16 protein-coding genes are annotated in these 23,036 nt (G+C 63.5%); 8 read left to right on the top strand and 8 right to left on the bottom strand.

Going from position 1 to position 23,036, the window contains the following annotated elements; all coding sequences use genetic code 11:
• Window positions 1-199 precede the first annotated feature (199 nt).
• The gene (gene purU, locus GGQ66_RS13815) at window positions 200-1,084 is read left to right on the top strand and encodes a formyltetrahydrofolate deformylase (protein ID WP_183793301.1); all 885 of its coding nucleotides are present in this window, start codon (window positions 200-202) and stop codon (window positions 1,082-1,084) included.
• An 89-nt stretch (window positions 1,085-1,173) separates the two neighbouring features.
• Here the strand turns inward: purU and GGQ66_RS13810 are convergent, their stop codons facing one another.
• From GGQ66_RS13810 to GGQ66_RS13800, 3 genes are all read right to left on the bottom strand, one after another.
• Window positions 1,174-1,524: a hypothetical protein gene (locus GGQ66_RS13810; protein WP_183793300.1), complete on the bottom strand. Its 351-nt coding sequence runs from the start codon at window positions 1,522-1,524 to the stop codon at window positions 1,174-1,176.
• A gap of 91 nt (window positions 1,525-1,615) precedes the next feature.
• Window positions 1,616-1,852 (bottom strand): Lrp/AsnC ligand binding domain-containing protein, encoded by a 237-nt coding sequence (locus GGQ66_RS13805; RefSeq protein ID WP_183793299.1) that lies wholly within the window; start codon window positions 1,850-1,852, stop codon window positions 1,616-1,618.
• A gap of 55 nt (window positions 1,853-1,907) precedes the next feature.
• A complete protein-coding gene (locus GGQ66_RS13800) occupies window positions 1,908-2,828 on the bottom strand; it encodes a LysR family transcriptional regulator (protein ID WP_183793298.1) in 921 nt (306 codons plus the stop codon).
• Window positions 2,829-2,963: 135 nt separating this feature from the next.
• Here GGQ66_RS13800 and GGQ66_RS13795 point away from each other — a divergent pair, with 135 nt between their 5' ends.
• The 5 genes from GGQ66_RS13795 to GGQ66_RS13775 all read left to right on the top strand — a co-directional run bounded on the left by GGQ66_RS13795 (window position 2,964) and on the right by GGQ66_RS13775 (window position 9,929).
• Complete coding sequence (locus GGQ66_RS13795) at window positions 2,964-4,247, top strand: NAD(P)/FAD-dependent oxidoreductase (RefSeq protein ID WP_183793297.1); 1,284 nt, start codon at window positions 2,964-2,966, stop codon at window positions 4,245-4,247.
• A gap of 75 nt (window positions 4,248-4,322) precedes the next feature.
• Window positions 4,323-5,864 (top strand): L-piperidine-6-carboxylate dehydrogenase, encoded by a 1,542-nt coding sequence (gene amaB, locus GGQ66_RS13790; RefSeq protein ID WP_183793296.1) that lies wholly within the window; start codon window positions 4,323-4,325, stop codon window positions 5,862-5,864.
• Window positions 5,865-5,876: 12 nt separating this feature from the next.
• On the top strand, window positions 5,877-7,106 hold the full coding sequence (locus GGQ66_RS13785) for a pyridoxal phosphate-dependent aminotransferase (protein ID WP_183793295.1): 1,230 nt from the start codon (window positions 5,877-5,879) through the stop codon (window positions 7,104-7,106).
• Window positions 7,107-7,208: 102 nt separating this feature from the next.
• Window positions 7,209-8,723: a bifunctional aminoglycoside phosphotransferase/ATP-binding protein gene (locus tag GGQ66_RS13780; protein ID WP_183793294.1), complete on the top strand. Its 1,515-nt coding sequence runs from the start codon at window positions 7,209-7,211 to the stop codon at window positions 8,721-8,723.
• Window positions 8,724-8,930: 207 nt separating this feature from the next.
• Window positions 8,931-9,929 carry a P1 family peptidase gene (locus GGQ66_RS13775; RefSeq protein WP_183793293.1) on the top strand — a complete coding sequence of 333 codons (999 nt, stop codon included), beginning with the start codon at window positions 8,931-8,933 and terminating at the stop codon, window positions 9,927-9,929.
• Window positions 9,930-9,936: 7 nt separating this feature from the next.
• Here GGQ66_RS13775 and GGQ66_RS13770 read toward each other — a convergent pair whose 3' ends face one another.
• Window positions 9,937-12,660 (bottom strand): cation-transporting P-type ATPase, encoded by a 2,724-nt coding sequence (locus GGQ66_RS13770; RefSeq protein WP_183793292.1) that lies wholly within the window; start codon window positions 12,658-12,660, stop codon window positions 9,937-9,939.
• A 121-nt stretch (window positions 12,661-12,781) separates the two neighbouring features.
• On the opposite strand from GGQ66_RS13770, the gene GGQ66_RS13765 reads away from it, so the two are divergent.
• A complete protein-coding gene (locus tag GGQ66_RS13765; protein WP_183793291.1) occupies window positions 12,782-13,963 on the top strand; it encodes an acetate/propionate family kinase in 1,182 nt (393 codons plus the stop codon).
• Window positions 13,964-14,056: 93 nt separating this feature from the next.
• On the opposite strand, the gene scpA is transcribed toward GGQ66_RS13765, so the two are convergent.
• The 3 genes from scpA to GGQ66_RS13750 form a co-directional block, all read right to left on the bottom strand.
• Entirely contained in the window at window positions 14,057-16,198 is a 2,142-nt protein-coding gene (gene scpA / locus GGQ66_RS13760; RefSeq protein ID WP_183793290.1) for a methylmalonyl-CoA mutase, read from the bottom strand.
• A gap of 527 nt (window positions 16,199-16,725) precedes the next feature.
• On the bottom strand, window positions 16,726-18,735 hold the full coding sequence (locus tag GGQ66_RS13755; RefSeq protein WP_183793289.1) for an acetyl-CoA carboxylase biotin carboxylase subunit: 2,010 nt from the start codon (window positions 18,733-18,735) through the stop codon (window positions 16,726-16,728).
• 15 nt (window positions 18,736-18,750) lie between these two features.
• A complete protein-coding gene (locus GGQ66_RS13750; RefSeq protein WP_183793288.1) occupies window positions 18,751-20,283 on the bottom strand; it encodes an acyl-CoA carboxylase subunit beta in 1,533 nt (510 codons plus the stop codon).
• Between the two features lie 153 nt (window positions 20,284-20,436).
• Between GGQ66_RS13750 and GGQ66_RS13745 the strand changes: the two genes are divergently transcribed.
• Window positions 20,437-21,849: a helix-turn-helix domain-containing protein gene (locus GGQ66_RS13745; RefSeq protein WP_183793287.1), complete on the top strand. Its 1,413-nt coding sequence runs from the start codon at window positions 20,437-20,439 to the stop codon at window positions 21,847-21,849.
• Window positions 21,850-21,886: 37 nt separating this feature from the next.
• On the opposite strand, the gene GGQ66_RS13740 is transcribed toward GGQ66_RS13745, so the two are convergent.
• Window positions 21,887-22,972, bottom strand: a complete 1,086-nt coding sequence (locus GGQ66_RS13740; protein ID WP_183793286.1) for an enoyl-CoA hydratase/isomerase family protein — start codon at window positions 22,970-22,972, stop codon at window positions 21,887-21,889.
• Window positions 22,973-23,036: the final 64 nt, after the last annotated feature.

The following is a 23,036-nucleotide window of genomic DNA, read 5'->3' as shown; positions in this document are numbered from 1 at the left end:
CTCAACCGCATACCTCAAGCTCAAACACCGTGAGTGGAACACATACTGCTCACAGTTCTCACAATGGGAACACAACACTACTCTCGATGTCTGAGACGGTGACACGATGAAATGAAGGCGCCGGCCTTGTCCGGCGCCCTTCCTTTGGGTTAGAGCGGCAACGCCCGGTGAGTTTGCCCGGCAATGAGGAATAAAGACTATGAAAACCTATGTCCTGACCGTAACCTGCAAGTCCGCGCGCGGCATCGTCGCCGCCATTTCCGGGTATCTGGCAGGCCGAGGTTGCAATATCGCCGACAGCTCGCAGTTCGACGACTTCGAAACCGGCAAATTCTTCATGCGCGTCTCCTTCCGCTCGGAAGAGGGTATTCCGCAGCAGGACCTTTACGACGGCTTCGCTCCGGTGGCCGCGCCCTTCGGCATGACCTACCAGATCTACGATGCCGACAAGCCCATGAAGGTTCTCCTCATGGTGTCGCGCTTCGGCCATTGCCTGAACGACCTGCTCTATCGCTGGCGGATCGGCGCGCTGCCGATCGACATCGTCGGCGTCGTTTCCAACCACTTCGATTACCAGAAGGTCGTCGTGAACCACGACATTCCCTTCCACCACATCAAGGTGACCAAGGAAAACAAGCCGCAGGCCGAGGCGCAGATTCTCGATCTCGTCGAGCAATCCGGCACCGACCTTATCGTGCTGGCTCGCTACATGCAGATTCTCTCGGACAATCTCTGCCAGAAGATGTCGGGCCGCATCATCAATATCCACCATTCCTTCCTGCCGAGCTTCAAGGGCGCCAACCCCTACAAGCAGGCCTACGAGCGCGGCGTGAAGCTGATCGGGGCCACGGCCCATTACGTGACCGCCGATCTTGATGAAGGCCCGATCATAGAACAGGATACGGTGCGCGTGACGCATGCCCAGTCACCGGACGATTATGTCTCGCTCGGTCGCGACGTGGAAAATCTGGTGCTGGCACGGGCCATCCACGCCCATATCCACCACCGCACCTTCATCAACGGCAACCGCACGGTCGTCTTCCCGGCCAGCCCGGGCTCCTACGCATCCGAGCGGATGGGGTGATGAGGGTTCGGGCCGAACGGCCCGAATAACAGGCAAAGGGCCGGGAGAGGAAGGGTTATCATCCTCACCCGGCACCACAATCCCGCCCCTCAGCGGGCAAACAGCATATCGCCCTTGCGGACCTTGAGCTTCGGCGCCGTCTTCCGGCACACGGCCACCGTCTGATCGACAAGGACGCCGACCATCGCCTGCTTGCCCTTGGGATTGCAGTAGAATTCGGCCACGCCATCGGCCATGCAATGATCGATCAGTTCCGCCCCGTTGGACAGTTTGCGCACGATAACGTCGGGCGACGTTTTCCAGTCCGGCGCCTGGAGCGCCAGAAGGGCATGGCACTCGGCCATGGTGCTGATCGGCTTTTCGTAGAACTTGAGATTTTCCGCGGCGGCCATTTCCGGCACGAGGCCGGAAACGAGAGCGGCGAGAACGGCAAGGCGCATGGCTTTCCCCCGAAACGAAATGCGATCCTGCCAGCATAATCCGGCGGGGGGAACGGCCAACGTCGAAGACTGGGGGAATGTCCGGCCCGGTTCAGAAAGCGGTAAACGTCATCGTCGTCAGCGTGCGGACGATGCCGGGAATGCTGGCGATCTTCTCGTTGATGAACTTGCCGGCATCCTGATCGGCCGTCAGGTAGATCTTCATCAGGAGATCGTACTCGCCGCTTGTCGAATACAGCTCGGAGACGACTTCGGCCTTGTAGAGCGCATCGGCAACCTCGTAAGTCCGGCCGGGGGCGCATTGAAGCTGAATGAAGATCGGTTTCATGAATGGGGTCCTGTTGCTTGCGAAGCGGCGGCCAGGCCGCCGGTCTGAGATGAAATTACGCCGTCAGGGCCGGGTGCGGCAAGCCTGCGCCCGCCTGTTTCACCACCCATTGCCGGAAAGCGGCCAGGGGCGGGTAGTCCGCGCGCTCGCTGGTGAAGGCGAGATAGTAGCTGCCGGCATTTTCCATGATTGCTCCGGCGGGCACCAGCGTCCCGCGTTGCAACTCGCTCTCGATGAGGATGGTGGGAATGAGCGCCGCGCCCAGTCCGCTGGCGGCGGCCTCCGCCATGGTCGAGAACTGGTCGAACAGCATGCCGTGCACGCTCTCGAAGGGAACACCGTTCGCCGTCAGCCAGTTTTCCCAGGCATCGGGCCGCGTCGTCATGTGAAGGAGCGGTGCCGCAAGCAGGGCCGTCGGCTCGCCAAGCCCATGCCTTTCGCGAAAGGCCGGACTGCATACCGGCATCACCTTTTCCTTCATCAGGAAGGTGAGTTCCGCCCCTGGCCAGTGCGGCATGCCGAAATGGATGGCGGCATCGATCGTTTCCAGCCGGAAATCGAAGGGTTGCAGGCGTGTGGTGAGATTGACCGTGACGCCCGGATTATCCGCCAGAAACGAGGCAAGCCGCGGCGCAAGCCAGCGCGTGCCGAAGGTGGGCAGGATGGCGAGATTGAGCGAACCACCCTTGGGATTGGCGCGAAGGTTGAGTGAGGCCGAGGAGATGCGCTTCAGCGCCTCGCGGATTTCCCGCACATAGCTTTCGCCGGCAAGCGTCAGCCGGATGGTCTGGCGTTCCCGCAGAAAGAGATCGGCGCCAATCTGCTCCTCCAGCAGTCGAATCTGGCGGCTGACGGCGCTCTGGGTCAGTTGCAATTCCCTGGCTGCCGCCGTGACGGAGCCGGTGCGGGCCGCGGCCTCGAAAGCCGAGAGCAACGAAAGGGACGGCAGGAAACGACGGGCGGGCAGCATGGTCATTCTCTCCGGGAATGAACTCTTGAACATTGAGCGATATTCACGCGCGCGAAGGCGCTGTAAAGAGGAAAACCGTCATGCGCACGGAATGATGTCTTCCCTCCCCCTTTCCCGTGCCACCATTCGGATCGAGCCGCCATGTTGAACAATCCGCTGACCCACGGCCTGTGGGAACAGACCGCACCCGAAGCTCCCGTAACGCCCGCGCTGGACAAGGCGGTAATCGCCGATGTCGTCATCGTCGGCGCAGGCTATACCGGCCTTTCCGCGGCGCTGCATCTGGCCGAAGCCGGCAAGAAGGTCGTCGTGGTCGAGGCGGTGGAAGTGGGCTATGGCGGCGCTGGCCGCAATGTCGGCCTCATCAATGGCGGCATGTGGACCATGCCGCAGGAGTTGCCGGACGTGCTCGGCCCGATCTACGGCGAGCGCCTGCTGAACCTCCTGGGCGATGCACCGCTTTACGTACGGACGCTGATCCAGAAGCACGGCATCGAATGCGAACTCGAAACCAACGGCACGCTGCATCTGGCCGTCGGCGAAAGCGGCCTGAAGGAAATCGAGGAACGCCAGCGGCAATGGTCGGCGCGCGGCGCCCCGGTAAAGGTGCTTTCGGCCGAAGAAACGGCAAAGCGCGTCGGCTCCACCGCTTATGCAGGTTCGCTGCATGATCCGCGTGCCGGCACGCTGCAGCCGCTGGCCTATGCCCGCGGTCTTGCCAGGATCGCCATCGCCGCCGGTGTTTCGATCCACACGAAAAGTGCAGCGACCGGCCTTGCCTATGAAGGTGGCCGCTGGACGGTGAAGACTGATCGCGGTTCTGTAACCGCCCCCTGGCTGGTATTTTCCACCGACGCCTATTCCACCGGCCCGTTCGAGAAAATCCGCAAGGAACAGGTCTACCTGCCCTATTTCAACTTCGCCACGAAGCCGCTGACGCCTTCCCAGCTTGAAACCGTGCTGCCGGGCCGCGAAGGCTGCTGGGATACGGTGGAGGTACTTTCGTCCTTCCGCATGGACAAGGCCGGCCGTCTGGTGTTCGGTTCGGTGGGCGCTCTGCGCAATACCGGCCATGCCGTGCACCGCGAATGGTCGAAGCGTTCGGTGAAGAAGCTCTTTCCGCAGATCGGCGATGTCGAGTTCGAAGCAGAATGGTTCGGCTGGATCGGCATGTCCGACGACGCGCTTCCCCGCTTCCACAAGTTCGGCCCGAAGGCTGTCGGTTTCTCCGCCTATAATGGCCGCGGCATCGCGCCGGGCACGATTTTCGGCAAGACGCTGGCCGAACACGTTCTCGGCCAGATTGCTGAAGCCGACCTTCCCCTGCCGCTGACGGATGTGCGCCTGCCCGCCTTCCGCCCGCTGAAGGAGGCCTATTACGAAGCCGGTGCGCAGATCGCGCATTTCGCCGGCGCACGCTTCTGATGGACGCGGGCCGTTGCCCGCCCTATCTAACACCCACGTCCATTGACCAAAGACAAGAACTCCGGAAGGAAGACCATGACGCTCACGACCTATGACCTTGCCGCCGAAGCCGGCGCGATTCTCAGCCGTCTCGGTGTGCCCGCCGCCATCTGGAAGGAAGGCACGCTTGCCGTCCGCTCGCCCGTCACCGGCGAAGCGCTCGGCTCCGCTCAGGAAGTCGGCCCGGCCGAGGCCACCAAGGCCATCGATGCCGCCCACAAGGCGTTTCTGGAATGGCGTCTCGTGCCCGCCCCCAAGCGTGGCGAACTGATCCGCCTTCTGGGTGAGGAACTGCGCGCGGCCAAGTCTGAACTCGGCCGTCTCGTTTCCATCGAAGCCGGCAAGATCACCTCCGAAGGCCTCGGCGAAGTGCAGGAAATGATCGACATCTGCGATTTCGCCGTCGGTCTCTCCCGCCAGCTTTACGGCCTGACCATCGCAACCGAGCGCGCCGACCACCGCATGATGGAAACCTGGCATCCGCTCGGCGTCGTCGGCATCATTTCCGCCTTCAACTTCCCCGTGGCCGTGTGGTCGTGGAACGCCGCCCTCGCGCTCGTCGCAGGCAATTCCATCGTCTGGAAGCCCTCTGAAAAGACGCCGCTGACGGCGATTGCCAGCCACGCCATTTTCGAAAAGGCGCTGAAGCGCTACGTCGAGGCCGGCTACACCGCCCCCGACGGCCTGTCGACGCTCCTGATTGGCGGCGCTGCCGTCGGTGAAGCGCTGGTCGACCATCCGAAGGTGCCGCTGGTTTCGGCCACCGGTTCCACCCGCATGGGCCGCGCCGTCGGTCCGAAGCTCGCCGGCCGTTTCGCCCGCGCCATTCTGGAACTCGGCGGCAACAACGCCGCCATCGTCACGCCTTCTGCCAATCTCGATCTTACGCTGCGTGGCGTTGCCTTCGCTGCCATGGGCACCGCCGGTCAGCGCTGCACCTCGCTGCGCCGCCTCTTCGTGCATGAAAGCGTTTACGACACGCTCGTGCCGCGCCTGAAGAAGGCCTACGGTTCGGTTCCGGTCGGCAATCCGCTGGAAGCCGGCACGCTGGTCGGCCCGCTGATCGACGAAGCCGCCTTCAACGGCATGCAGAAGGCGCTGGAAGAGGCCAAGGCCGCCGGCGGCAGTGTCTCGGGCGGCGAACGCCTGCTGGCCAACGAAGCCGCCAACGCCTTCTACGTGCGCCCGGCCATCGTCGAGATGCCTGAACAGGTGGGCCCGGTGGTCGAGGAAACCTTCGCGCCGATCCTCTACGTCATCAAGTATTCGAACTTCGATGACGCTCTGGAACTCAACAACGCCGTGCCGCAGGGCCTGTCGTCCTCCATCTTCACCAACGACGTGCGCGAGGCGGAAGCCTTCACCTCGGCCCGCGGTTCGGATTGCGGCATTGCCAACGTCAATATCGGCCCCTCGGGCGCTGAAATCGGCGGCGCTTTCGGTGGCGAGAAGGAAACCGGCGGCGGCCGTGAATCGGGTTCGGATGCGTGGAAGGCCTATATGCGCCGCGCCACCAACACCATCAACTATGGCTCCTCGCTGCCGCTGGCGCAGGGCGTCAAGTTCGACGTCGAATAAGGAGCGGAAACCATGTCCGTCATCGAAACCATCGGGGCGGACTTCCGCCCCGCCGAGCGTGTAACCTCGATTGCCGTTTCGGAAATAGTACGCATCACCGCCCGCGCGCAGGGCATGAAGAAGGAAGGGCTCGACGTCATCATTCTCGGCGCCGGCGAGCCTGACTTCGACACGCCCGACAACATCAAGGAAGGTGCCTGGGCCGCCATCAAGGCGGGCCAGACCAAATATACCGCGCTGGATGGTACGGTGGAACTGAAGAAGGCCATTGCCGCCAAGTTCAAGCGCGACAACGGGCTGGATTATGCGCTTGACGAAATCACGGTTTCGACCGGAGCCAAGCAGGTCATCTTCAACGCCATCATGGCGACGGTGAACCCCGGCGACGAAGTTATCATTCCCACCCCCTACTGGACCTCCTATTCGGATATCGTCCAGATCGCCGGCGGCGTGCCGGTGCTGGTGCCCTGCCTCGAAGCGAACGGCTTCCGCCTGACGCCGGAAGACCTTGAGGCCGCCATCACGCCGAAGACCCGCTGGCTGATGCTGAACTCGCCGTCGAACCCGACGGGCGCTGCCTATACCGCCGGCCACTATCGCCCGATCCTCGACGTGCTGCTCAGGCATCCCCATGTCTGGCTGATGGTCGACGACATGTATGAGCACATCCTCTATGACGGGCTTGAATTCGTGACCCCGGCCCAGCTTGAGCCGCGCCTGAAGGACCGGACGCTGACCATGAACGGCGTTTCCAAGGCCTATGCCATGACCGGCTGGCGCATCGGCTATGCCGGCGGCCCGAAGGCGCTCATCAAGGCCATGGCCGTGGTGCAGGGACAGGCCACGTCCTGCCCGTCTTCCGTCGGCCAGGCGGCTGCGGTTGAAGCGCTGAACGGCCCGCAGGACATCGTTCTGGAGCGCTGCAAATCCTTCGAGAAGCGCCGCGATCTCGTGGTCGAGGGCCTCAACGCCATTCCCGGCATCGTCTGCCCGAAACCCGAAGGCGCCTTCTACACCTTCGCCTCCTGCGCCGGCCTGATCGGCAAGAAGACGCCGGATGGCAAGGTGATCGAGACCGACCGCGATTTCGCCAGCTATCTGCTGGAAAGCGTCCATGTCGCCCTCGTGCCGGGCGCTGCCTTCGGCCTTTCGCCCTATTTCCGCATTTCCTACGCCACCTCGGAAGCGGAACTGAAGGAAGCGCTGGCGCGCATGGCCAAGGCCTGCGCGGCGCTGGTTTGAGGCAATTGGAAGCCGGGGCGAAAACCCCGGCTTTTTGATCTTTCGCATTTTGTCCTGACATGAAAACGGCCTAGACTCGCTTGCGAGAGGGAGAGCCGTGCCATGACCGACAGCCAGACCGGAACGATTGCCTTCATCGAAGGGCAGATGGCGCAGGGCGACCGCAAGCGGGTGGAAACACACATTTCCATCGTGCTGCTTTCCGGCGAAAGGGTGTTCAAACTGAAGAAAGCGGTAAAGCTGCCCTATGCCGATTTTTCCACGCCGGAACTGCGCCTTGCGGCCTGCGAAAACGAGGTGATGCTGAACCGCCGCACAGCACCTGATCTCTATCTCGGCACACGGCGCATTACCCGCAGCGAAGACGGCGGCCTCGAGTTCGACGGTCCGGGCGCGCTGGTGGATGCGGTGGTGGAAATGCACCGCTTCGACGAGGCCGAATTGTTCGACCGGCTGGCCGAACGCCATGCGCTCGACACCGCGCTGATGGAAGAGACGGCAATCGCCATTGCCGGCTTTCACGAGAAGGCGCAAGTGCTGCACAGCGGCGGCGGAGCCGCCAATATCCAGGGCGTGCTCGACATCAACCGCGCCGGCTTCGCCACTTCGCACGGCTTTGCGGCGGACGAGGTCGCCAGGCTCGATGCGGCGCTGCGCAAGGCGCTTGCCCGCCACGCCGCCCTGCTCGATGCCCGCGAACGTGCCGGCAGGCTGAAGCTCTGCCATGGCGATCTTCACCTGCGCAACATCTACCGCACGGCGGATGGCCCGCGCCTGTTCGACTGCATCGAGTTCAACGACCAGATCGCCTCCATCGACGTTCTCTACGACCTCGCCTATCTGCTGATGGACCTCTGGCATCGCGGCCTGCCAGACCTCGCCAATGCCACCGTCAACCGCTATCTCGACCGCAGCGCTGACGACGGGGGCTTTCGCCTTCTGCCGCTCATGATGGCGATCCGCGCCGAGGTGCGCGCCCATGTGATTGCCACGCAGGCCGAACACGCGGACCGTGGCGCGACGGCGCTGATGGCGAGTGCGCGGGAATATTTTAAGCTGGCTAACGATCTTCTGACCGACACAAAACCGCGCCTGATCGCCATAGGCGGCCTCTCCGGCTCCGGCAAATCGACGCTCGCCATGGCGCTGGCCCCGACATTCGGCACGCCGCCCGGCGCGCGGCTTCTGGAAAGCGACCGGCTGCGCAAGGCGCTGTTTCGCGCCGGTCCCTGCGAACGGCTGCCGCTGGAAGCCTACAGGCCCGAGGTTTCGGAGCTGGTCTATGGCGAATTGGCCGACCGCGCCCGCACCATTCTCGAGGGCGGCGGGGTGGCGGTGGTTGATGCCGTGTTCGACCGGGCCGAGGACCGCACGGCGATGGAAGCCATGGCGGCGGATCTCGGCGTATCCTTCACCGGCTTCTGGCTGAAAGCGCCGGCGGATGTGCTGAAAGCCCGCATTCTGGCGCGCGGCCAGGGCGATTCCGATGCGACGCCCGACGTTCTCGACAGGCAGCTTTGCCGCGATCCGGGCCCTGTGAACTGGACACGGCTGAACGCCGCCAGTTCCCTTCAGGAATTGACGGCGCAGGTGACGGAACGAATGGAAGCCGTTTAGTAGCTGGCCAGCATGTAAACGTAGGTGCTGAGCACACCGGCAAGTGCGAAACCGCACACGGTGCGCGTCTTGTTGTTGGCAACGACGCCCAGAATCTGGCTGAAATTCATGGTGGAACCTCCTCTTCTCCCGTGGCACAGAATACAGACACGCCGGGAAAACGGAATTCGACTGAAGCATAAGACCGGTGTGCAGGGGAAAACCGCAATGCACAACCTTCTGACCGACATCGAAGGCGTCGCCGTTGGCCATGCCACCGACCTGAAACTCGGCTCCGGCGTGACGGTGATCGTGTTCGATGAACCCGCCATTGCCTCGGGTTCCGTGCTGGGCGGCGCACCGGGCGGGCGCGATACGGCCCTGCTCGACCCCGCCATGACCGTGCAGGTGGCCGATGCCTTCGTGCTCTCCGGCGGTTCGGCCTTCGGGCTGGATGCGGCGGGCGGCGTGCAGGCGGGTCTGCGCGCCATCGGCCGGGGCCTGCCGGTCGGCACGACCCGCGTGCCCATCGTGCCGCAGGCAATCCTGATGGATCTGCTGAACGGCGGCGACAAGGACTGGGGTCTGCACTCGCCCTATCGCGACATGGGCTATGAGGCCTTCCGCGCGGCGGGCAAGGCCCCCTTCGCACTGGGCAGCGTCGGTGCCGGAACCGGCGCGACGACCGCGACCTTCAAGGGCGGGCTGGGTTCGGCAAGCGCTGCCGCTTCCGGTGGCGCGAAGATCGCCGCCATCGTTGCGGTGAATGCGCTGGGCTCGGCAACGGTGGGTGACGGTCCGCATTTCTGGTCCGCCCCTTTCGAGCAGGAAAAGGAATTCGGCGGGCTCGGCCAGCCCCAACGGCTTTCACCGGACCATTATGCCATGCGGCTGAAGGGCGTGAACTTGAAGGCCACCACCATCGGCGCCATCGTGACCGATGCCGTGCTGACCAAGGCCGAAGCGCACCGGCTGTCCATCATGGCCCATGACGGACTGGCCCGCGCCCTGCTGCCCGCGCACCTGCCCGCCGATGGTGACACGATCTTTGCCGCAGCCACCGGCAAGGTGCCACTTGCCCAGCCCGCCGCCTTCATGGAACTTTGCCATCTCGCGACAATGGTGATGGCGCGGGCCGTGGCGCGCGGCGTGTTCGAGGCAACGGCTCTGCCGGTGGCGGGCGCGCAAAAGGCCTGGCGCGACCGGTTCGGACAGGAGGGCGGCTAACCCGCCGCTACACCTCGTCGGCAAACCAGCCGAGCCTCCGGACCAGCCATTTTTCCACCTCAAGCACGGCGAGCATGGCGACGCCAACCGCGACGGTGACGACGCCATCCGTGAAGGAAACCGGGGCACTGCCGAAGAGATCGTTCATGAAGGGCAGGTAGGTGAAGCCGAACTGCGCGACCACCAGCCCCCCGACGGCCAGAAGCACGGCGCGCGTGCCCTTGAGGCCGGTCAGCGTGAACGATGTCATGTGCAGGTAACGGACGTTGAACAGGTAGAAGATTTCCATGGCGGCGATGGCGTTGACGACGAGCGTGCGCGCCACCGCCTCGCTGTCGCCATTGCCGAGCGCGTAGAAATAGACGCCGAAGACGCCGAGCATGAATAGGAACGACACGAAGACGATGCGCCAGAGCAGGAAGGGCGTGACGAGCGAGGCATCGCGCCGGCGCGGGCGACGCGCCATGACGCCCGGTTCCGGCGGCTCGAAGGCCAGCACCAGCCCGAGCGTGACGGTGATGATCATGTTGACCCAGAGGATCTGCACCGGCGTCATCGGCAGGGCAAGGCCGAAGAGGATGGCGAAGACCACCGCCAGGAACTCGCCGCCATTGGTGGGCAACGTCCAGCCGATGACCTTGCGGATATTGTCATAGACCGTGCGACCCTCATGCACGGCGGCGACGATGGAGGCGAAATTATCGTCCACCAGCACCATTTCCGCCGCTTGCTTGGCAGCTTCCGTGCCCTTGCGGCCCATGGCGATGCCGACATCCGCCTGCTTGAGCGAAGGCGCGTCGTTGACGCCATCGCCGGTCATGGCGACGACCAGCCCGTTGGCCTGAAGGGCGCGCACGATGCGCAGCTTGTGTTCCGGGCTGGTGCGGGCAAAGACGCTGGTTTTGAGCGCGACTGCCTCCAGTTCCGCATCGGACAACCCGTCGACCTCGACGCCGGTGACCACCACCGGGTTTTCGGCGATGCCGAGCATGCGGGCAATCGCCGCCGCCGTGGCACCGTGATCGCCGGTAATCATCTTGACGGCGATGCCCGCCGAACAGCATTCGGCCACCGCCTTCATCGCCTCCGGACGCGGCGGATCGATGAAGCCGGCGACGCCGAGGAAAACGAGGCCATGCGCCAGCATGTCCATCGACAGGCTATCCGTTTCAGGCGGCAGCACAAGTTCGGCAAAACCCAGCACGCGCTCGCCGCTTTCGGCCGCTTCCTCGATGCGTTCGTCCCAATAGACCGGATCGACCGGGGCATCACCCGCTGCGGTTTTCTGGCGATCGCACATGGCCAGAAGACGTTCCGGCGCCCCCTTGAGAAAGACAATTCGCCCGCCATCGGGGCCGGCATGAAGCGTTGCCATGAAACGGTGGGCGGCATCGAAGGGAATGTCAGCGTGGCGCGGCCAGTTTTCCCGGCTCCCGGCCGGGTCAAGCCCGGCCTTCAGCGCCAGCGTGACCAGCGCGCCTTCCATGGGATCGCCGAAAACGGCGTAATGGCCATCGTCCTCCCGCTTCAGATGGGCATCGCCGCAGAGCAGACCGGCGAGAACGAGGCGGTCGCGCACCGGGTCTTCCGGCCCCTCGACCTTGCCCGACGGCGCATAGCCAGCGCCGGAGACGCTGGCCATCGCCGTGGCCGTGGCGATGCGGCCCACGGTCATTTCGTTTTTCGTCAGCGTGCCGGTCTTGTCCGAGCAGATGACCGAGGTGGAGCCCAGCGTTTCCACCGCCGGCAGACGGCGCACCACGGCATTGCGCGCCGCCATGCGGCGCACGCCGATGGCGAGCGTGATGGTGATAACGGCGGGAAGGCCCTCCGGCACCACACCGACGGCCAGCGCCACGACCACCATGAGCGCATCGACCCAGTGATAATCGCGGATGAAATGCGCGAAAAAGAACAGTGCCACCGCCGCCGACAGCGCGAACCAGGTAATGAGCCGCCCGAAGCGATCGATCTGCATGAGAAGCGGCGTGGTGAGTTGCTGCACCGTGCCGATAAGGGCGGAAATGCGCCCGATTTCGGTGCGGGCGCCGGTTTCCACCACAACGCCGGTGCCCTGCCCCGCCGCCAGTATGGTGCCCGAAAAAAGCATGGAGGCGCGCTCGGCGACGGGGGCTTCCGGCGCGACCGTGCCGGTGTGCTTTTCGGCGGGCACGGATTCGCCCGTCAGGATCGCCTCGTCGGCCAGAAGGCTTGAGGCGCGCACCAGCCGGAGGTCGGCGGGCACCTTGTCGCCCGCCTCGACCACCACCAGATCGCCCGGCACCACATGGCGGGCATCAATGATCTGGCGTTCGCCATCGCGCACCACATGGGCTTGCGGGGAAATCATGTCGCGGATGGCGTCCAGCGCCTTTTCCGCCTTGCCCTCCTGCACGAAACCGACGACGGCATTCACCACCACCACGCCGAGAATGACGACGGCATCCACCACATGACCCAGCACGGCGGAAGCGACGGAGGCGGAAATCAGGAAATAGATCAGCGTATTGTTGAACTGCGACAAAAAGCGCGTCAACGGATGCGGGCGCGGTGGTTCCGGCAGGCGATTTTCACCGTGGGTTGCAAGCCGTTCCTGCACCGAGCGGGTCGTGAGCCCCGCTTCGCCGGTTTCCAGATGCGAGAAAACCGCCTCGCGGCTCAACGCATGCCAGGCTTGTCGATCCACTGTCGTTTCAGGGGTTTCCCGTGGCGAAACGACATTGTGATTCATGAAATGGCCTGCCTTGCTGTCCGAAACCGTAACCTTGTCGTGTAATGTAACAAACAATGACATCAGGGTGGATGACATGAATGTGATCTTGCCCTATGCCAAGTCTCCGGGAGGACGACATATGGACGGAAAACTGCTGCTCACTTTCAACACGGGCTCTTCCACGGTGAAGGTCGGCCTGTTCGAATACGGTTCGGGCCACCTGCGGCGGATCGGCAAGGGCATGCTGGATTTCAACAATCGTCCGCTGACCTTCCACCTGACCGAGGGGCCGCATATCTTCGATGTGCCGCTGAAGGCGGAAAGCAGCGAAGTGATGACCGAGGTTCTCGAGGAAACCTTCGAGTGGCTGGGTGAGCACTTCGACCTTTCCTCCATCGGCGCGGTGGCGCACCGCGTCGTGCATGGTGGCCGCGACTTTAACGGACCGGTGCGGATCGATGAAGCCAGCCTTGCCGAGATCGAGGCGCTGACCGTGCTGGCGCCGCTGCACCAGCCGCAGATCGTGCGTCTCATCAACGCCATTCGCGAACTGAAGCCGCACCTGCCGCAGACGGCCTCCTTCGACACCGCCTTCCACCGCACCATGAGCGAAACGACGCAGCGCTTCGCCCTGCCGCGCGGCATGTTCGATGAAGGCATACGGCGCTACGGTTTCCACGGCCTCTCCTACAAGTTCATCACCGCCGAACTGGCGCGGCGCGATCCCGAGCTGGCGAAGGGCCGCGTCATCACCGCCCATCTCGGCTCCGGCGCCAGCCTCTGCGCCATGGAAGACGGCAAGAGCCGCGACACTTCCATGAGCTTCACCACGCTGGACGGCATTCCCATGGCGACGCGTTGCGGTGCCATCGATCCCGGCGTGCTGCTGCACCTCCTGACCGAGCGTAGCATGAGCCGGCCAGCGGTGGAGGACCTGCTCTATCGCCGCTCCGGCCTGCTCGGCGTATCCGGCATCAGCGCCGATACCCGCGCCCTGATCGCCTCCGACGCGAAGGAGGCGAAGGAGGCGCTCGATCTCTTCACCTTCCGCATTGCCGGCGAAGTGGCCCGCCAGACCGCATCGCTCGGCGGGCTCGACGGCCTCGTCTTTACCGCCGGTATCGGCGAGAACCAGCCGATCATTCGTGCTGCAGTGATGAACCGCCTCGGCTTCCTTGGTGTTCGCATCGACCCCGAGGCCAATGCCCGCAACGAAGGCGTGATTTCGGCACCAGACAGTGCGGTCAAGGTGATGGTCATCCGCACGGACGAGGAACAGGTGATCGCCGAGGAAGCCCTCTCGCTGCTCGGCACCGCCTGACGCCTCAGCCTTTCCTTCCCATTTCCGCAAATGAAAACGCCGCGCTCCAGCCCCCCGGTGCGCGGCGTTCCCGTTATGATCCCCCAGTGGGGATCAATCGTTGCGCAGGCGGCCTTCGACCAGATCGAGAACCGAGCGGGCGGCATCCATGACATTGGTGCCCGGACCGAAGACGGCGGAAACGCCGTGCTCCAGCAGATAGTCGTAATCCTGACGCGGAATGACGCCGCCGACGACGACGATGATATGTTCCGCACCCTTGGCCTTCAGCGCCTCGACAAGCTGCGGCGCCAGCGTCTTGTGACCGGCGGCAAGCGACGACATGCCGACGACCTGCACCTTTTCCTTCACCGCCAGATCGGCGGCCTCGTCCGGCGTCTGGAAGAGCGGGCCGGCGACGACATCGAAGCCGATATCACCGAAGGCCGACGCGATGACCTTGGCGCCGCGATCGTGACCGTCCTGGCCGAGCTTGGCGACGAGAATGCGCGGGGCGGCACCCTTCGCTTCCGTGTAGGTCTTCAGGCGGTCGGCGAGGATCGACAGTTCCGGATCGCCCTCATAGGCCTTGCCGTAGATGTTGCGAACGACCTTCGGCACGGCGGCATGGTCGCCGAACACGGCGCGCATGGCATCCGAGATTTCGCCGACGGTGGCGCGCTCGCGGGCGGCATCGACGGCAGCTTCGAGAATGTTGCCTTCGCCGGTGCGGGCGACTTCGGTGAGACGGGCCAGCGCCTTCTCGACCGCAGCCGAATCACGGCGACGCTTGGTTTCCTCGATGCGCTTGACCTGCGACAGACGAACGGCGGTGTTGTCGATCTCGAGAATGTCGATCGCTTCTTCGTTTTCGAGACGGAACTTGTTGACGCCGACAATGACTTCCTCGCCCTTGTCCACGGCGGCCTGCCGGCGGGTCGCGGCTTCCTCGATGAGACGCTTGGGCAGACCGGCATCGACGGCCTTGGTCATGCCGCCCATGGCCTCGACTTCCTCGATCAGCGCCCAGGCCTTTTCGGCCAGTTCATTGGTAAGGCTTTCGACGTAATAGGAGCCGGCCAGCGGATCGACCACCTTGGTGACGCCGGTTTCGTTCTGCAGGATGAGCTGCGTGTTGCGGGCGATGCGGGCCGAGAATTCGGTCGGCAGTGCGATGGCTTCATCCAGAGCGTTGGTGTGCAGCGACTGCGTGCCGCCGAGGGCTGCGGACAGCGCCTCATAGGCCGTGCGGATGACGTTGTTGTAGGGGTCCTGCTCCTGAAGCGAGACACCCGAGGTCTGGCAATGGGTGCGCAGCATCAGCGACGACTGCTTCTTCGGCTCGAATTCCTTCATGATGCGCGTCCACAGCAGGCGCGCGGCGCGGAGCTTCGCAGCTTCCATGAAGAAGTTCATGCCGATGGCGAAGAAGAAGGACAGGCGACCGGCGAACTCGTCGACGTTCAGGCCCTTGGCAAGGGCTGCACGCACATATTCGCGACCGTCGGCCAGCGTGAAGGCCAGTTCCTGCACCAGCGTCGCGCCGGCTTCCTGCATGTGGTAGCCGGAGATCGAGATGGAGTTGAACTTCGGCATCTCCTTGGCAGTGTATTCGATGATATCCGCAATGATGCGCATCGAAGGGGCCGGCGGGTAGATGTAGGTATTGCGGACCATGAACTCCTTGAGGATGTCGTTCTGGATGGTGCCGGAAAGCTTGTCGCGGGAGACGCCCTGCTCTTCACCGGTGACGATGAAGTTGGCGAGGATCGGGATGACCGCGCCGTTCATGGTCATGGAGACCGAAATGTTCTCAAGCGGAATGCCGTCGAACAGGATCTTCATGTCCTCGACCGAATCGATGGCAACGCCCGCCTTGCCGACATCGCCTTCCACGCGCGGATGGTTGCTGTCGTAACCGCGATGGGTGGCAAGGTCGAAGGCGACCGAAACGCCCTGCTGGCCGGCGGCCAGCGCCTTGCGGTAGAAGGCGTTCGAGGCTTCGGCGGTGGAGAAGCCGGCATATTGGCGGATCGTCCACGGACGGCCGGCATACATGGTGGCGCGCGGGCCGCGGATGAACGGATCGAAGCCCGGCAGCGTGCCCAGATGACCGACACCTTCCAGATCCTCGGCCGTATAAAGCGGCTTCACATCGATGCCTTCCGGCGTGTGCCAGATGAGCGTATCGGCCGGACGCTTGAGTTCCTTCTCGGCCAGTGCCTTCCAGTCCGCGACTGTCTTTTCCCCCGACATGCCTGTCTCCTCATATGGCTTTGTCCACGCGCGCCGGAAGCCGGACACCGTGGTTTTGACCTTGTTGTTCCGCAGGGCTGCTGCGGCCTGTTCGGACGGGGCGCAGGAAACGCCTCGTAGAAATTTAAAAAGTTGCGCCTTCCAGCGCCCCGTTCAGCGGTTTTTGCGCACCTGATCGCGACTTCGATTCCACGGGCAGATACCGGCTCCACCCGGTAACGCGCCGGACAACTCCCGTTGGCGGGATGTTTGTGCTGCCCGGTTTCGAAGGACGACGGTGTTTCGCCCGTCGCCGCCCGCTTCACATATCCTTGCGGGATATGCCCGCCCTGCCCAAAGGCAATGGCGGCTGAAGGCACGTCCTGCACGCCCCCGATCCGGCTTCTGCGTCTTTTCACCGTCTCGGGCGCCGGTTCCGCTTCGCCGCGACGCCTCGCGGTGTCTCCGATACGGAACGGCGCCATGATGACACGGGCCGGAAGACGGGGGAAAACGGGCGGAAAAATTCCGCCCGTTTTCGGCATTTTTTATTCGAAGTCCATGATGACTTCGTCGACGGCGAGGCTCTGGCCGGCCTTGACGGGGATGGACTTGACGATGGCGCGCTTTTCCGCGCGCAGCGTGTTTTCCATCTTCATGGCTTCGACGGTGGCAAGCGCCTGACCGGACTCGACCTGATCGCCGACGGCGACGAGGATGTTCGTCACCACGCCCGGCATCGGGCACAGCAGCATCTTCGAGGTATCCGGCGGTGCCTTTTCCGGCATCAGCAGGGCGAGCTGTGCGGCACGCGGCGAACGGACGCGGGCGACCGCATCGATACCGCGCCAGCGCAGGCGGATGCCCGTGCCCGACAGGTTGACCTTGACGCCCATGGTGAGACCATCGACCACGAAGGTCGCATGCGTCTGACCGGGAACCCAGCCGCCATTGACCGGCGAGACCGCACCATCGGCGAACTTCACGAAGGCGCCATCAGCCGAAGTGCCGAGTTCCAGAGCGAAGGAATGGCCGGCAATGGTGGCCACCCAGTCGTTGCGGACGACGCGGCGATGGTTGTCCATCGTACCGGTGATCTGCACCGCGCGGGCCTGGAGCGTCTGGTTGATGATGGCGGCAATCGCGGCCAGCTTGCGGGCCTGATCGGCATCCGCCGCCACGCCGGTGAAGCCTTCCGGGAACTCTTCGGCGATGAAGGCGGTCGTGAGACGGCCATCGCGGAAGCGCTCATGCTCCATCACGGCCGACAGGAACGGCAGGTTGTGGCCGATGCCTTCGACTTCGAAATCGTCCAGCGCAGCACTCATGGCGTCGATGGCTTCGATACGCGTCGGAGCCCAGGTGCAGAGCTTGGCGACCATCGGGTCGTAATACATCGAGATTTCGCCGCCTTCGAAGACGCCGGTATCGTTACGGACGACCGTACCGTCGGCCTTCGTGCCTTCTGCCGGCGGACGGTAACGCGTCAGGCGGCCGATGGACGGCAGGAAGTTGCGGTAAGGATCTTCGGCGTAGAGGCGGCTTTCGACGGCCCAGCCGTTCAGCTTCACATCGGACTGACCGAAAGAGAGCTTTTCGCCACCGGCGACGCGGATCATCTGCTCGACGAGGTCGAGACCGGTGATGAGTTCCGTGACCGGGTGTTCCACCTGCAGGCGGGTGTTCATTTCGAGGAAGTAGAACTTCTTCTCCTTGCCATCGACGATGAATTCCACCGTGCCGGCCGAGTGGTAACCCACGGCCTTGGCGAGAGCGACAGCCTGTTCGCCCATGGCCTTGCGGGTGGCTTCGTCGAGGAAGGGAGACGGCGCCTCTTCGATGACTTTCTGGTTACGGCGCTGGATCGAGCATTCGCGTTCGCCGAGGTAAAGCACGGTGCCGTGCTTGTCGCCGAGAACCTGGATTTCGATGTGGCGCGGCTCGGTGACGAACTTCTCGATGAAGATGCGGTCGTCGCCGAAGGAGTTCTTGGCTTCGTTCTTCGACGCCTGGAAGCCTTCGCGGGCTTCCTGGGCGTTCCAGGCGATACGCATGCCCTTGCCGCCGCCGCCAGCGGACGCCTTGATCATGACCGGATAGCCGATCTGGTCGGAAATCTTCACGGCTTCGTCGGCATCCTCGATCAGACCCATGTGGCCCGGAACGGTGGACACGCCGGCTTCGGCAGCGAGCTTCTTCGAGGTGATCTTGTCACCCATGGCTTCAACGGCGTTGACCGGCGGGCCGATGAAGGTGACGCCTTCCTTTTCCAGCGCCGCTGCAAAGAGCGGGTTTTCCGACAGGAAGCCGTAGCCGGGATGAACGGCGTCGGCGCCCGTCTGACGGATGGCATCCATGATCTTGTCGATCACGATGTAGGACTGGTTGGACGGTGCCGGACCAATGTGAACGGCCTCGTCGGCCATCTTGACGTGCAGCGCATCGCGGTCAGCGTCGGAATAGACAGCCACCGTCTTGATGCCCATCTTCTTCGCCGTCTTGATGACGCGGCAGGCAATTTCGCCTCGGTTGGCGATCAGGATCTTCTTGATAGACATTGTCTCTCTCCCCCCTCAGAGCGGAATCGTGTCGTGCTTCTTCCAGAGCGTATCGGTGCGCTTGTTGCGCAGCGATGCGAACGCCCGGGCGATGCGCTTGCGCGAGCCGAAGGGCATGATGACTTCATCGATGAAGCCGCGTTCCGCCGCCACGAAGGGGTTGGCGAAGCGTTCTTCATATTCCTTGGTGCGCGCGGCAATCTTTTCCGCATCGCCCAGTTCCGAGCGATAGAGGATTTCCGTTGCACCCTTGGCGCCCATGACGGCGATTTCAGCCGTCGGCCAGGCGTAGTTGATGTCCGCGCCGATGTGCTTGGAGGCCATGACGTCATACGCGCCGCCGTAAGCCTTGCGGGTGATGAGCGTGACCATCGGCACCGTTGCCTGCGAATAGGCAAACAGCAGCTTCGCGCCGTGCTTGATGACGCCGCCATATTCCTGCGCCGTGCCGGGCAGGAAGCCGGGAACGTCGACCAGCGTCAGGATCGGAATGTTGAAGGCATCGCAGAAGCGCACGAAGCGGGCAGCCTTGCGCGACGAGTCGATGTCGAGGCAGCCGGCGAGAACCAGCGGCTGGTTGGCGACGACGCCGACCGTCTGGCCTTCCATGCGGATGAAGCCGGTGATGATGTTCTTCGCGAAGGCTTCCTGGATTTCGAAGAAGTCGCCTTCGTCAGCCAGAGCCAGGATCAGCTCCTTCATGTCGTAGGGCTTCGTCGACGAATCCGGGATCAGCGAATTGAGCTGCTCCTCGTAGCGGGCCGGATTGTCGTGGAACGGACGGATCGGCGGCTTTTCGCGGTTGTTGAGCGGCAGGAAATCGAACAGCAGGCGAACCTGTTCCAGCGCCTCGATGTCGTTCTCATAGGCGCCATCGGCGACGGAGGACTTCTTGGTGTGGGTGGTCGCACCGCCCAGCTCTTCAGCCGTGACGATTTCGTTCGTCACCGTCTTCACGACGTCCGGACCGGTCACGAACATATAGGACGAGTCGCGCACCATGAAGATGAAGTCGGTCATGGCCGGCGAGTAAACCGCGCCACCGGCGCAGGGGCCCATGATGACCGAGATCTGCGGCACGACGCCCGAGGCATCGACATTGCGCTTGAACACTTCCGCGTAACCGGCAAGCGAGTCGACGCCTTCCTGAATGCGGGCGCCGCCCGAGTCGTTCAGACCGATGACCGGCGCGCCGTTCTTGACGGCCATATCCATGATCTTGCAGATCTTCTGGGCGTGGGTTTCGGAGAGCGAACCGCCAAGCACCGTGAAGTCCTGCGAAAAGACGTAAACCTGACGGCCGTTGATCGTGCCCCAGCCGGTGACGACACCATCGCCCGGCACCTTCTGTTCGGCCATGCCGAATTCGGTGCAGCGGTGGCTGACATACATATCGTACTCTTCGAAGGAGCCTTCATCGAGGAGAACCTCGATACGCTCGCGAGCGGTCAGCTTGCCCTTGGCGTGCTGGGCGTCGATGCGGCGCTGACCGCCTCCGAGCCGAGCCTGGGCGCGCCGCGCCTCAACCTGTTCGAGAATCGCGCGCATCTCTTAACTCTCCTCCCTTTGGAACTGAATTGCCTTATTTCAAAAGGCTACGCGGGTTTTCGCATAGCGCTCGCGACACCCGAACAAAACGCTTGATGATGTGCGAATGTGGAGATAACAAAACTGCAATGAGTAAATTGCAAAGTTGCGAACATGGCGATCGGCAAGCTTTTTATCGGGCGAAAGGTGCGCGAACTGCGTGAGGCGAACAAGGCCACACAGGCCCAATTCGCCCAGCGCATAGGGATTTCCGCCTCCTACCTGAACCAGATCGAGAACAACCAGCGCCCGGTCTCGGCCGCGGTGCTTCTGGCTCTTGCGGAAAAGTTCGCCATCGACATTGCTGAACTTTCGTCGGGTGAAGGCGACCGCCTGCTCTCCGCGCTTTCCGAGGCTTTGGCCGATCCCCTGTTCGAACATTACTCGCCGAGCCTTCAGGAACTGAAGCTCGTGACCCAGAATGCGCCGGGTCTGGCGCACGCGCTGATTACCTGCCATCAGGCCTATCGCCGCAATTCCGAGCAGCTTGCAAGCTTCGACCATTCGATGACCGGCGCGCTGGCGACGACGGAAACCACGCCCTATGAAGAGGTGCGCGACTTCTTCCATTTCGTCGACAACTACATCCACGAGGTCGATCTCGCCGCCGAGCGGCTGGCGGGCGAGCTGAACCTCAAGGGTGTCGACAGCCAGATCGCCCTGACGCAGTTCCTCGAAAAACGCTACCGGGTGCGCGTCGTGACCGCCGACCCCGAGGCCGACTTCATTCGCCGTTATGATCCGGCAACCCGCATCCTTTCGCTCAACGCCTATGCGCCGGCCCCGACGCGGGCCTTCCAGATCGCGTTGCTGATTGCCCAGTTGAACGCCGGCGACCTGATCGACGCCATCGTCGCCAATGCCGGCTTCCGCAGCGACGAGGCCTTCGAGATCTGTCGCATGGGCCTGCATAACTACTATGCCGGGGCGCTGATGATGCCCTACCAGTCCTTCCTCAAGGCGGCACGCGAACTGCGCCACGATCTGGAACTGCTGACCGCCCGCTTCGGCGCCAGCCTGGAACAGGTGTGCCACAGGCTTTCGACGCTGCAGCGGCCGGGGCTGAAGGGCGTGCCGATCTTCTTCGCCCGCATCGACCGCGCCGGCAACATCACCAAGCGCCACTCCGCCGCCAAGCTGCAATTCGCCCGTTTCGGCGCGGCCTGCCCGCTGTGGAACGTGCATCAGGCCTTCGAAATGCCGGGTCGCATTATTCGCCAGCTTGCCGAAACGCCGGATGGCGTGCGCTATCTCTGCCTCGCCACACAGGTTTCGCTCGGCGGCGGCTTCCGCAACGCCCAGCCGCGCTATGCCATTTCACTCGGCTGCGAGATTTCCTATGCCGGCGAGTTCATCTATGCCGACGATCTCGACCTCGACAACCGCCGCGCCTTCGACCCGATCGGCATTTCCTGCCGTATCTGCGAACGCACGAGTTGCGTGCAGCGCGCCGTGCCGCCGCTGAAACGCAAGCTGGTGGTGCAGCACGACGTTCGCCGCACCGTGCCCTATCGCATCGTCGATTGAAGGTTCAGGCCGAGGGAAGCAGCCTGCCCGCCCGTTCTTACAGCCTGTGTTCCGGAAAGACCGGCGGGTGCCCCTTCGGGAAGAAGGGCGCAAGGTCATCCTCGCTCACGCCGGCCAGTGTCGCCGGGTTCCATTTCGGATTGCGGTCCTTGTCGATCACGGCGGCGCGCACGCCTTCGTAGAAATCCGGATTGGAGAGCATGCCGATACCCGCCGCATATTCCCGCTCGAGGCACTCGGCGAGGCTGCCGCTCGCTTCACCGAGCTGGAGCAGCCGCAAGGACAATTTGAGGCTGCGCGGCGACCGCTTCGCGATAAGGCCGAGTGTTTCGCGGGCGAAATCGTCATCCTCCCGCGTGAGCGCGGCAACGATCTCTTCCACGGTCTGGAGCGCAAAGATGCGGTCGATCTGATCGCGATTGGCAGCCAGCGGCCCGGTGGGAGGCGTCAATGAGAAACGTTCGATAACCGAGCCGACATCCCCGGTGCCCGCCGATGCCGGGATGGCAAAAAGTGCTTCCGTCAGCCGCGGCAGCATGGCGGAAGGCACGCAATAATCCGCAAGGCCGCTGGCCAGCGCATCCGCCGCGCCAATCTCATGGCCCGTCAGGCCCATCCAGTAGCCCACCCGGCCGGAAAGACGCGGCAGGAACCAGCTTGCGCCGACATCCGGGAAATAGCCGATGCCGGTTTCCGGCATGGCGAGACGGGTGCGCTCCGTGACGATGCGATGGCTACCATGCACGGAAATGCCGGCGCCGCCACCCATGACGATACCGTCCATGATCGCCACATAGGGCTTCGGATAGTGGGCTATGAAATGATTCATGCGGAATTCCTCCCGCCAGAAGTCCTTCGCCTCCTGCCCGTCGGCCCTGCCGCTGTCATGCATGGCGCGGATATCGCCACCCGCGCACAGGCCACGCTCCCCCTCGCCGGAGACGATCACGCTGCCGACACTGGCATCCGCCGCGTAATCATCGAGCAGGCCCTGCATCAGCCGCACCATTGGCAGGTTGAGGCTGTTCAGCGCCTTGGGACGATTGAGGCGGATGAGCCCCGCCGAACCTGCCTTTTCCCCCAGAACCGGTTCCGGGGTCGCAATCGCTGCCTGATCCGCCATGCTTTCTCCTCCTGCGCAAAACGTGTGCGGCAAATCTAGGGAAAACAGGCGAGAGTGCAAGGCA

Source organism: Allorhizobium borbori, assembly GCF_014196535.1.
Lineage (GTDB): Bacteria > Pseudomonadota > Alphaproteobacteria > Rhizobiales > Rhizobiaceae > Ectorhizobium > Ectorhizobium borbori.
This window is presented reverse-complemented; position numbering and strand designations above follow the sequence as displayed.